We start from the raw sequence: 12061 nt of genomic DNA, 5'->3' as shown, positions 1-12061 counted from the left end.
CGCTGGGCTTATTTAGTGCCCCAGCACAGATCGAGGCCAACTTTGGTGTCTTTGCTATCCACACCACTGACGCTTTTCGCGGCAATCAGCGTGACGCCGGTATCGGTGTAGCCACTCGGCTTTTTGCCGGTTTTCGCGTATTCCACCCCTGCTGCAACCCCCATGGCGGCCATCTTCAGCGGATATTGCTGCGAGGTTGCGGCGATTTTGCCGGCGGCAACGTCTTTAATCCCCTGGCAGCCACCGTCCACCGATACGATCATCACGTTTTTCTCTTTGCCGGCTTTTTTCAGCGCGTTATAGGCGCCTGCTGCCGCCGGCTCATTGATGGTGTAAACCAGATTGATGTCAGGGTTTTTTTGCAGACAGTTTTCCATCGCGGTCTGGCCTTTGGCCTGATCGCCAAAACTATCGGCCATACACACTACTTCGGCTGGTTTGGCGAGCTCGTTGCTCTTGGCGTCCAGCGATTTCAGGCCAAACCCTTGCAGAAAACCATTGTGACGCTGGGCGCCCACGGGGTGGCCGGGAAAGAGATCCAGCGTGGCGATTTTGACTGGCTTACCGGCCATGCCGGCTTTGGCGTAATTGCCAATGAGCACCCCGGCTTTGTAATTATCGGTGGCAAACAGCGCATCGGTGGCGTTCATTGGGTCAGTAGGGCTATCCAGCGCAATCACCAACACGCCTTTGTCGCGGGCCTTTTTGATGGTGGGCACAATGGCTTTCGAATCGCTCGGGGTGATCAGAATCGTTTTGGCTCCAGCGGCGATCATGTTTTCAATCGCGGTGACTTGGCCGGCATTATCACCGTCGGCTTTCCCCGCGGCGGTAAGCAGTTTGGCGCCTTTGGCCTTGGCTTCCGCGGCGGCGCCTTCTTTCATTTTTACAAAGAAGGGATTGGTTTCGGTTTTGGTGATCAGGCCAATCACGGGTTCGGCGGCCAGCGCGGGCAGGCTTAGGCTGGTGGCCAGGGCGGCGATGGCGAGTTGAATGCGGTTAACTTGCAGCATGATCGTTCTCCTGAAGTGCTTCCTGTGTGTGGGTGTAGTGATCAAATTGTTTGTTGTGATAAATAAATCAATTTGATTTATCAAAAGAGTATGCCGCTAAAATTAATAAATCAACTGCGTTGATCTATATAAATACCCTTATAAAACAATCGTTTCAAACTGGCTTTGTACGCAGGAATGCGCTTTGGCGGGGCGTGGGTGTTGGCGATGCCCAGTTGTGCAGGGCATAAAAAAGCCACCGCAAGGGTGGCTGATGTTCGGGCGATTGTGGCGCTGGTGTAACAGCGCGGGTGGACGCTTAAAAATTAAGCTTGATCTGGGCGGCAACAAAGCCTTCCACATCCACCGCCTGCAGCGTGGGCACGATAAACAGATTCAGGCCCACGTGATAATCGGTTTCCAGTGACACCAGAAAGCCGCCCGCCGGCACAATCGGATAGCCTTTATCGGTATTTTGATAACCACTGACCAGGCCAGCTGCGGCACCCAAGGCGATGTGGGCTGAGCTACCTAGCGGGATTTGCAGCGGCGTCCAGCCCAGCTGCAGATACACCGAGGTGTCGCGCAAAGAATTGCGGTAGCCACCCAGCATCCAGTGCCAGCGGCCATTGCTGCGCTCAAGGCCAATCCCCGGGTTGTTTTCATTCAGATTGTCATCAATCACCGCTTGCCGATCAAAATGCCGGGTGGCCACCGGTGCGACCAGCCAGGTGCGCCACGGTTGCGGGCCATCCATCCAATCCAGCCAGCTTGGCGTGAGCTCGCCAAATGCCTGATTGCCTGCTTCAGCCGCGATAGCGCTGCCGCTACAGATACTGGTGGCAAGTATGATGGTGCAGAGCTTATGAATGAATGCCTTCATGCAGATACCCTCGGTGTTTGCTGGCAAGTGGTGTTTCGGTCGGTGATGTTTAAAGCCAATGGGGTTGCCGCTGGGCCGCTTAATCGTGCCCAAAAGCGCGATTGCGCAGCTGTTTGAGCTCGTCGCGCAGCTGGGCGGCGCGTTCGAATTCCAGATTTTGCGCGGCGGTGAGCATCTCTTTTTCCAGGCGTTTGAGCTCTTTGGCCAGCTGTTTTTCGTCCATTTCGGCGACCAGCTGCTGTTTCTTTTCTTCCAGCCGGGCGGCCACGGCTTCTTCGGCGTTGTAGACCCCGTCGATGATGTCTTTAATCCGCTTGATCACCCCGCGTGGGGTAATGCCATTGGCTTCGTTAAAGGCGATTTGCTTAGTGCGGCGGCGCTCGGTTTCATCGATGGCTTTTTTCATCGAATCGGTGATGCGGTCGGCATACAAAATCGCGGTGCCGTTCAGATTACGCGCGGCGCGGCCGATGGTCTGAATCAAGCTGCGCTCGCTGCGCAGGAAGCCTTCCTTATCGGCATCCAGAATCGCCACCAGCGAGACCTCGGGAATATCCAAACCTTCGCGCAATAAGTTAATCCCGATCAGCACATCAAACACACCTAAGCGCAGATCGCGAATAATCTCTACCCGTTCTACCGTATCAATGTCCGAGTGCAAATAGCGCACTTTCACGCCATGCTCGGCCAGGTAATCGGTGAGTTGCTCGGACATTTTCTTGGTGAGTGTGGTGACCAGCACACGCTCGCCATCGATGGTACGTTTGCGGATTTCCGACAACAGATCGTCCACCTGCGTGCCCACCGGGCGCACTTCGATGATGGGATCAACCAGCCCTGTCGGGCGTACCACTTGCTCAACCACTTGCCCCTGATGCTCGGCTTCGTAGGCGGCAGGCGTGGCGGAGACAAAGATGGTTTGCGGCATCAGCCGCTCGAATTCTTCAAATTTCAGTGGGCGGTTGTCCAGTGCCGAGGGCAGGCGAAAGCCATAATCGACGAGATTTTCCTTGCGCGAGCGGTCGCCTTTATACATGGCTCCCACCTGGCCGATCATCACGTGACTTTCGTCCAGAATCATCAGCGCATCTTTGGGAATGTAATCAAGCAGCGTGGGTGGTGCTTCGCCGGACGGTTTGCCGGAAAAATGCCGCGAGTAGTTTTCAATGCCTTTGCAAAAGCCCATTTCATTGAGCATTTCCAGATCAAAGCGGGTGCGTTGCTCGAGCCGCTGCGCCTCGACCAATTTTTGTTCGCGGTGAAAAAACGACAGCCGCTCGCGCAGCTCATCTTTAATGGTTTCGATGGCTTTGAGCACGGTATCGCGCGGGGTGACGTAATGGCTGCTAGGAAACACGGTGTAGCGGCCAACCCGCTGTTTGATTTGACCGGTCAGTGGGTCAAACAGGCTAAGTTTTTCGATTTCATCGTCAAACATCGAAACCCGCAGCGCCAGCTCGGCCGATTCAGCCGGGAAAATATCAATCACATCGCCGCGCACACGGAAGGTACCGCGGGAAAAATCAAGCTCATGGCGATCGTACTGCATGGTGGTGAGGCGTTTGATGATGTCGCGCTGACCGATGGCTTCACCCTCGGTCAGATGCAAAATCATGGCGTGATACGAGCTCGGGTCGCCAATACCGTAAATCGCCGATACGGTGGCAACGATAATGCAATCGCGCCGCTCGAGCATGGCCTTGGTGGCAGACAGACGCATCTGCTCAATGTGCTCGTTAATCGCCGAATCTTTTTCAATAAATAAATCACGGCTCGGCACATAGGCTTCGGGCTGGTAGTAGTCGTAATAGCTGACGAAATACTCAACCGCGTTGTTCGGGAAAAACTCGCGCATTTCAGCATAGAGCTGCGCGGCCAGGGTTTTATTCGGTGCCATGATGATGGCGGGCCGCCCGGTGCGCGCAATCACATTGGCCATCGTGTAGGTTTTGCCCGAGCCGGTGACCCCCAGCAAAGTCTGGTATTTCAAACCATCATCAAGTCCTTCAATCAGCTGGGCGATTGCCGTGGGCTGATCGCCTGCGGGCGGAAAGGGTTGAAATAGCTGATAGGGGGAGTTGGGGAAGTCAACAAACATGGCGGCATCAGTCGGTGAGCTAAGCGGCTATTGTCGGCGCAAGCGGGCTGCGGTTCAAGCCTGTTGAACGTTTGTACTATAAACGCCGCAGTGCAGCATTTGAGTATGAGATTTCGCGTTAATGCTTGCGCACGCGGTGACACATTAGCAAAAAAAAGCCCACCCGGCGCGAGGCTCGGGTGGGGGAAGTACTGTGGTTTACAGTCAAGCGTATTGCTTTGTTACTGCAGTAGGGCGATCTGCTTAGATTGCCGACTGACGCAGTTGCTCCAGGATCGCTGGGTTTTCTAGCGTTGAGGTATCCGCAGTGATTTCAATGCCTTTGGCAATATCGCGCAGCAGGCGGCGCATGATCTTGCCGGAACGGGTTTTCGGCAGGTTGTCACCGAAGCGGATTTCATCCGGCTGGGCGATCTTACCGATTTCATGGGCCACCCACTCGCGCAGCTCTTTCGCGATGCGTTTGGCATCATCGCCTTCTGGGCGCTGGCCTTTCAGCACCACGTAGGCAACAACGGCTTCGCCTTTCACTTCGTGCGGTTTGCCCACCACAGCGGCTTCGGCCACCAGTGGGTTGGCCACCAGGGCCGATTCGATTTCCATGGTACCCAAGCGGTGGCCTGATACGTTCAGTACGTCATCAATCCGGCCCATGATCCAGATGTAGCCATTTTCATCGCGGTGCGCTGAATCGCCGGCCAGATACAGCTTGCCGTTAAAATCGTCCGGGAAGTAGGTTTTCTTAAAGCGATCTGGATCGCCCCAGATGGTGCGCACCATTGATGGCCATGGTTTGTTAATTACCAGGAAGCCGCCTTTGCCCAGCTCAACTTGCGCGCCCGATTCATCCACGATGTCGGCCATGATGCCGGGGATAGGCAAGGTGCAAGAGCCCGGTTTGGTCGCCACTGCACCTGGCAGTGGGGCAATCATGTTCGCGCCAGTTTCAGTTTGCCACCAGGTGTCCACGATTGGGCAACGGCTGCCGCCAACCACTTCGTAGTACCACATCCACGCTTCCGGGTTGATCGGCTCACCCACGGTGCCCAAGAGGCGCAGTGACGACAGATCGTATTGTTTTGGCAGATCGCCGCCCAGCTTGATCAGCGAGCGAATCGCGGTTGGCGCGGTGTAGAACGTGGTGACTTCGTGTTTTTCGATCATTTGCCAGAAGCGTGAAGCATCTGGATACGTTGGTACGCCTTCAAACACCACTTGTGTTGCGCCAATGCCCAGTGGGCCGTAGGCGATGTAAGAGTGGCCGGTAATCCAGCCCACGTCGGCCGTGCACCAGTACACATCCGACTCTTTGTAATCGAATACCCATTTCATGGTGACTTGGGTGCCCAGCAGGTAGCCGGCTGAAGAATGCTGAATGCCTTTGGGTTTACCGGTTGAACCTGAGGTGTACAGAATAAACAGCGGATGCTCGGCTTCTACCCACTCTGGCTCGCAAGTATCGGGTTGGTCTTTGACCAGTTTGTGCCACCAGATATTGCGCTCTTCGCTCCAGTGTTCTGGCTTGTTGCTGGTGCGTTGGAACACCACCACTTTGCTTACTGATTCGCAGCCGCCCAGGCCCAGCGCTTCATCGGTAATCGATTTCAGTGGGGTGGTTTTGCCGCCGCGTACGGTTTCGTTGGCGGTAATTACCAGTTTGGCTTGCGCATCTTGAATCCGGTCACGCAGTGCGCCGGCCGAGAAGCCGCCAAATACCACGGAGTGGATCGCACCGATCCGCGCACACGCTTGCATGGCAACCACGGCTTCGATGGTATGCGGCATATAGATCACCACGCGGTCGCCTTTGGCAACGCCCAGTGATTTCAGACCGTTGGCAAACTGACACACGCGGTGATACAGCTCGCGGTAGGTGACGCGGGTTACCGAGCCATCGTCGGCTTCAAAAATGATCGCAACTTTATTGGCTTTGGTTTCCAGATGGCGATCCAGACAGTTGTAAGAGACGTTCAGCACGCCATCTTCAAACCATTTGTAGAACGGCGCATTGTCTTGGTTCAGCACGCTGGTAAATGGTTTTTTCCAATCCAGCATGGATTTGCCCAGGTCGCCCCAGAAACCTTCGTAATTGTTATTCGCTTTTTCGCACAGGGCGTTATAGCCTTCCATCCCCGACACAGTCGCATTCACGCGGAAATCGTCGGTGGGTGGGAACATCCGTGTTTCTTTCAGAACTGAATCGATACCGCTCATGCTGTGTACTCCTACAAGCCAAATCGGTTGGTCAAAAGGGATAGGCTGACTGTAAAGCTGGCCAGCGGGCAAAGCTAATTGTCTTTTCTGATGCGCGAAATCAATCTCGCTGATGAAGGCTGTAAGTGCTTGTAAATCAATTGCTATTAGGGTTTTTTCTTAGTTTCTGGAAGATCATCGCCGCCATCAGCGCGTCGTTTAATGGATCGTGGCGCGGCAGTGTTGGGAGCTGTAATTGGGCCAGAATGCTAGCTAGGCGTAGATCCACCTCCGGGTTGTAGGCGCTCACCATCTTGTCGTAATACAGTCCCGATACCTCAATCGCCGGATTGGGCAGGTTAATCCCCAGCCACGGCTTGAGCTGGCGATTGAGCACGGCCAGATCAAATTCGAGGTAGTAACCCACCAGTGGGCGCGAGCCGATAAAAGCCAGTAGCTGTGCTAGCGCATCAGGCAGTGCCAGCCCTTGCGCCACATCCTGTGCGCGCAAGCCATGAATCGGAATGCTTTTTGGGTCGAGTGCGCCGCTGGGGCGAATCAGCACCGAAAAATGCTCGGCTAGCGCAATCCGCGGGCCCTGAATGCGCACCGCGGCAATGCTAATGATCTCGGCGGTTTTCGGATCCAGACTGGTGGTTTCGCAATCGAGACTCACCCACTCTTGCGCCGGTGGCGGCGCGAATAAAAAGGCGTATTCCGGTCGGCGCAAGCGGCGGCGTTGCTGCTGGCGCAGCCACCCACTAGGGCGAAAGTGCGCAAGCCAGCTCATAGTGCATCCAGCTTGAAATGATGCCGCAGCAAGGCGCGAAACTGTTTCACCACCCCAAGTGCGTCTTTGAGTAGTTCGCGCTCCAGACTGCTCAGTTGCGCGAGCGCCAATTGCGGCTCGGCCGGGCGACCGGCTTGCTGCGCCTGCAGGCCATATTTCAGCTGCAAGCCCTGCAAAAAGCTCAGGCTGGCGGCCAGATCGTTGCCCAGCGCTTCGCTAATCACCGTGCCCCCGCGTAGGGCGGCCAGCCGCTGGTAGCTATTGGTGCTTCGGTTGCGGGCGGCGAGTGCCAAGCTACGCAGACCATGCACCAGCGGGAAAATCGCGGCTTTTTTCAGGTCGATTTGGCTACTGGCCGCGCCGGGCAGCCAGCTGGGGCGCAGACCATGGCTGCTGGCAAAGCGCTCAATCGGCAGTGCAAAATGCCCCATAAAGAGGGTATTGCCATCTATGCATTGATCTAAATGATCTTGCAGGTGATACAGTAGGGTGGTATTGCCAATGATCGGGCTGGCATCCAGCCAGATGGCCAGGTTCATCACATGCTCGCCACTGGGCGAGCTGGTCCAGGCGCTGATTTGCTGGCGAAATTCGGCCTCGCTACGCCGCCAGGCCGGGTTGCTGATCATCACCCCACCGGGGCAGGGCGGATAGCCCAATGTGATCAGGGTGGCGGTAAATTGCTCGGCGACCCGAGCTAACACGTCCTGATCGACGCAGTCGGCATAGATCAGCGCGTTATCCTGATCGGTGCGCAAGATTTGCTCGCCCCGGCCTTCCGAGCCCAGCGCCAGCAGACAAATCTGGCCGGTGAGTTCGGGCGGGGCCAGTAGCTGCCATAGCCGTGCCAGTAGTTTTTGGCGCAGCTCGCCGATCATTTCTGCGATGAGGGTAACTTTCATGCCACTGTGCTGGAGCAGCTGAATCAAGCTGTGCATGCGCTCGGCCGCGAGTTTGAGCTCGTGGGGCGAGTTGGCGCGCTCAATTTGCACGCCGATGCTGTGCGGGTTATTGGCAAGGCTGGATAACAGATCAAGCTGCTCCAGAATGCCGACCAGCTCGCCATCGCGACTTACCACCAGCCGGTGAATGCTGTGCCGGATCATCAGCAGCATGGCCTCATGCAAGGTGGCATCCGGGCTAATCGTAAACAGTGCGGTGCTGGCGTAGGCGCTGGCCGGCGTGCTGGCCGGAATTGCCCTGGCGCAAATTGCACGGCGCAGATCGCTCTGGCTAAACATGCGCGGCCCGGCGCTGTCGTTGAGCAGGACTGCACTCAAGCCGTGCCTATCCATGCATTGCGTGGCCTCCAGCACGCTGGCATTAGCCGGCAGAGTATGCAGCGGCGTTAGCGCCACCTCGCCCACGCGGCTGAGCATTTGCATGGCCTGGCTCAGCGCCTGCGGGCTGGGGGAAAGCTCGCCAATGCGGCGGGCCACATCTTGGTAGAAAAATGCCGCAAACTGGCTATTGCGCTGACACAGCGCGAGCACTGCGGCGCGGGGTAGTTGCCAGACGAGGGTGTCTTCCAGTGCTACAAATGGGTGGCTGCTCAGGCCTTCGAGTACGGCCTTGCCATCAAATAATTCGTGTTCGCCATACAGGCTGTCTTGCTCGTCGCCCCCGGCGACCAGACCTTTCATCACCACATACAGCGAATCGACCGGCGTGTTTGCGGCAATCAGTGTTTGCCCGGCTGGGTGATATTCCAGATTGAGCTGGCTGGCCAGCTCGCGCTGCTCTTGCACGCTGAGCGTATCAAACGGCGGCTGATTGAATTGAAACGCGGTGGTCATGGTGGTGGCCCATTGAGCGACAACGCCCCGCCATGGTGATGACGGGGCGCTGCCAGATACCCGCTAGGGTATATGTTGCAATTAGTGTTTGCTTGCGCCTTCTGCGCCTATACCCGTCATAGAGCGGATGAATTGCGCATTGAATTTGCCTTGTTCGCTGCGAGCTTGCTCGCTGTTATCCAGCACCGAGAACAGCCAGGTGAAGAAGAACGCCGCAGTCATCGAGAAGATGGCCGGGTTTTTGTAGGCAAACAGCTCAGAGCCTTTTGGATGGCCCAGTACATCTACCCATACCGCTGGGCCAAGGATAATCAGCACCACTGCCGAAACCAGACCAATCGCCCCGCCAATGACAGCGCCACGGGTCGTTAGGCCTTTCCAGAACATCGACAGGAACAGCACCGGGAAGTTGGCCGACGCGGCGATCGAGAACGCCAGGCCCACCATAAAGGCGATGTTTTGTTTCTCGAACAGAATCCCCAGCAGCATGGCCACCACACCCAAGGCCAGCGTGGTCATTTTCGACACGCGGATTTCATCGGCTTCGTTGGCTTTGCCTTTCTTGATGACTGAGGCATACAGATCATGTGATACCGCCGAAGCGCCGGATAGGGTCAGACCCGCTACCACCGCCAGAATCGTGGCGAAGGCCACGGCCGAGATAAAGCCGAGGAACAGATCACCACCCACGGCGTCGGCCAGGTGAATCGCCGCCATATTCGAGCCGCCAATCAGCGCGCCGGTGGCGTCTTTAAAGGTTGGATTCGTGGATACCAACACAATCGCGCCAAACCCGATGATGAAGGTCAGGATGTAGAAGTAACCGATAAAGCCGGTGGCGTAGAACACCGATTTACGGGCTTCTTTGGCATCGGCCACGGTAAAGAAGCGCATCAGAATGTGCGGCAGACCGGCGGTACCAAACATCAGCGCCAAGCCCAGTGAAATGGCATCGATCGGGTTGGATACCAGACCGCCCGGCGCCATGATATTGGTTTTCGCGGCTTTAGCGGCTTTCTCGGCGGCTTCCGTGGCGGAAGCGACGGCGGCAGACGCGTCTGAGGCATTGGCGGCGACGGCTTTGGCTGCAACTTCGGATGCCACCGCGGCTTTGTGGGCTAGCGCTTCGGCGCCGGCGTGTTTCACCGCTACGGCTTGCTGGAACATGGTTTCAAAGCTGAAACCGGCGTGTTTCATTACCATAAAGGCCATGAAAGTGGCGCCTGAAAGCAGCAAGATCGCCTTGATAATCTGCACCCAGGTGGTGGCCAACATCCCGCCGAACATCACATACAGCACCATCAAGATCCCCACCAGTACCACGGCGTAGGTGTAATCCAGACCGAAGAGCAGCTGGATGAGTTTACCTGCACCCACCATCTGCGCGATCAGATACAACGCTACCACCACCAGCGTGCCAGTTGCGGCAAATACGCGCACCGGGGTTTGCGCCAGGCGGTAAGAGGCCACGTCGGCAAAAGTGTATTTACCCAGATTGCGCAGGCGCTCGGCCACCAGGAAGGTGATCACTGGCCAGCCGACCAGAAAACCAATCGAGTAAATCAGGCCGTCGTAGCCAGTGGTAAACACCATGGCCGAAATACCGAGGAAAGACGCAGCCGACATATAGTCACCGGCAATCGCCAAACCATTTTGAAAACCGGTAATGCCGCCGCCGGCTGCGTAAAAATCTTTGGCCGAACGCGTCCGGCGCGCCGCCCAGTAAGTGATGCCCAAAGTGAATGCAACAAAGGCGAGGAACATCACGATGGCGTGCATATTCAACTCGCGTTTTTGCACTGCGCCTTCAATCGCCCCTGCGGCCCAGCTTGGCATGCTGGCCAGCGCGGCAAAGCCGGCTAGCCCCAATTTTTGTAGTGTTTTCATTGTTTGGCTTCCTCGACGACTTCACGGGTCAGTTGATCGAATTCCGAGTTGGCGCGGCGCACATAAATGCCGGTCAGCACGAAAGCCGAAACGATGACAAAAATCCCCAGCGGAATACCCAGCGTGGTGACGCCATTGCCGAGCGGGGTTCCCAGTGTTGCGGGCGAAAATGCGATGAGCAGAATAAAGCCGTAATAAATCACCAGCATGGCCACGGTGAGCGCCCATGAAAAGCGCGAGCGTGTGGCCACGAGGGCGTGAAATTTCGGATTATTCTGTACGCGTTCAATCATTGAATCATGCATACGCTGCCTCCTGTGTGTAGTCCAGGCTATCGAGTGAGCCATTCCTGCACGCACTCTAATCCCTCGCCCCGATCCGCCGCCAATCGCTTTTTCTGATACATAGAATCACCGAAAGTTATGTAGTGTTGCACGAGGCTTACTTTGTTGTTTGTAATCAAGGTTTTTCGACTACGAAAAAGACATGCTGAACGCCACAAGCGGCAAGCTTTGGGTGATAATCGCAGCTATGGAACTCTATCAATTACGTACTTTTGTGACCGTGGCGCAACAGGGGCACTTAACCCAAGCCGCTGAATTGTTGCATTTATCCCAGCCAGCGGTGACTGCGCAGATCAAAGCGCTGGAAGAGCAGTTCGGTTTGGCGCTGTTTGAGCGCTATCCGGGTGGGGTGCAGCTCACTGAAGCCGGTAAATTATTGCTACCGGAAGCCGAGCAAATTCTGGCGCAGGCCCGCGATCTCTTGCATCAGGCCAAGGCATTGCAAGGCGAGCCCAAAGGCAAGGTACGGATTGGCACCATCGGTGTACCAGCGCGCTTGCGCTTGGGGAAATGGCTATCGCTGTTGCGGGAAACCTATCCGCTGATTACGGTGCAGACCACGCATGGGATTTCGGTGAGTGTGCTGAATGAAGTGCGCAAGAAAACCCTCGACGCTGGGTTTTATCTTGGGCGCAATCCTTATCAAAATGTGATGACACTGCCGCTGAGCGAAATCGGTTTTTGTATCGCGATTCCGCCTAGCATGGCCAGCCAATTGCAGGAAGCCGACTGGCCAGCACTCGCGGCTGCTCCGTGGTTGGGGCTGTCGCAATTTACGAGTCTGGCGGATATTTCGCAGGAACTGTGGCGTAGTCAGAACATCGCGCCTAAAGTCGTCGGTGAATTTGATGAAGAAGCGACTTTGCTGGAATTGATCAAAGCCGGCGTGGGGGTGGCGATTTTGGCCGAGCGAACCGCCCAGCGTTATGCGGCCGATGGCTCGATTGTGCTGTGGCGCGGTGGCGAAATTGTCACGCGGGCCCCGCTGCAGTTTATTTATTCCGGTGATCGGGCGACCGACCCGATGATGCATAAATTATGCGCCACGCTCAAAACCATCTGGCAGCTTGAAACCTAG

Annotated in this window: 9 protein-coding genes; 1 reads left to right on the top strand and 8 read right to left on the bottom strand. The window is 56.2% G+C overall.

Annotation, left to right across the window (positions count from 1 at the left end; all coding sequences use genetic code 11):
- Positions 1-8: 8 nt before the first annotated feature.
- The 8 genes from G482_RS0107970 to G482_RS0107930 form a co-directional block, all read right to left on the bottom strand.
- A complete protein-coding gene (locus G482_RS0107970; RefSeq protein WP_034619272.1) occupies positions 9-1013 on the bottom strand; it encodes a sugar ABC transporter substrate-binding protein in 1005 nt (334 codons plus the stop codon).
- 298 nt (positions 1014-1311) lie between these two features.
- On the bottom strand, positions 1312-1875 hold the full coding sequence (locus tag G482_RS0107960; protein WP_028449602.1) for a hypothetical protein: 564 nt from the start codon (positions 1873-1875) through the stop codon (positions 1312-1314).
- Positions 1876-1954: 79 nt separating this feature from the next.
- Positions 1955-3973, bottom strand: a complete 2019-nt coding sequence (uvrB, locus tag G482_RS0107955) for an excinuclease ABC subunit UvrB (protein WP_028449601.1) — start codon at positions 3971-3973, stop codon at positions 1955-1957.
- 243 nt (positions 3974-4216) lie between these two features.
- Complete coding sequence (acs, locus tag G482_RS0107950) at positions 4217-6187, bottom strand: acetate--CoA ligase (RefSeq protein WP_028449600.1); 1971 nt, start codon at positions 6185-6187, stop codon at positions 4217-4219.
- A 136-nt stretch (positions 6188-6323) separates the two neighbouring features.
- Positions 6324-6956 carry a 3'-5' exonuclease gene (locus tag G482_RS0107945; protein ID WP_028449599.1) on the bottom strand — a complete coding sequence of 211 codons (633 nt, stop codon included), beginning with the start codon at positions 6954-6956 and terminating at the stop codon, positions 6324-6326.
- Entirely contained in the window at positions 6953-8752 is a 1800-nt protein-coding gene (locus G482_RS0107940; RefSeq protein WP_028449598.1) for a DUF294 nucleotidyltransferase-like domain-containing protein, read from the bottom strand. The genes G482_RS0107945 and G482_RS0107940 overlap by 4 nt, the downstream gene beginning before the upstream one ends.
- A gap of 81 nt (positions 8753-8833) precedes the next feature.
- Positions 8834-10639, bottom strand: a complete 1806-nt coding sequence (locus tag G482_RS0107935; protein WP_034619270.1) for a cation acetate symporter — start codon at positions 10637-10639, stop codon at positions 8834-8836.
- Positions 10636-10944 carry a DUF485 domain-containing protein gene (locus G482_RS0107930; protein ID WP_028449596.1) on the bottom strand — a complete coding sequence of 103 codons (309 nt, stop codon included), beginning with the start codon at positions 10942-10944 and terminating at the stop codon, positions 10636-10638. The genes G482_RS0107935 and G482_RS0107930 overlap by 4 nt, the downstream gene beginning before the upstream one ends.
- Positions 10945-11125: 181 nt before the next feature.
- Here G482_RS0107930 and G482_RS0107925 point away from each other — a divergent pair, with 181 nt between their 5' ends.
- Positions 11126-12061: a LysR family transcriptional regulator gene (locus G482_RS0107925; RefSeq protein ID WP_245575269.1), complete on the top strand. Its 936-nt coding sequence runs from the start codon at positions 11126-11128 to the stop codon at positions 12059-12061.

Source organism: Chitinibacter tainanensis DSM 15459, from assembly GCF_000429785.1.
In the GTDB taxonomy this organism is placed as follows: Bacteria; Pseudomonadota; Gammaproteobacteria; order Burkholderiales; family Chitinibacteraceae; genus Chitinibacter; species Chitinibacter tainanensis.
Note: the sequence above shows the minus strand (reverse complement) of the source record. Positions and strands in the feature narration are given on the sequence as shown.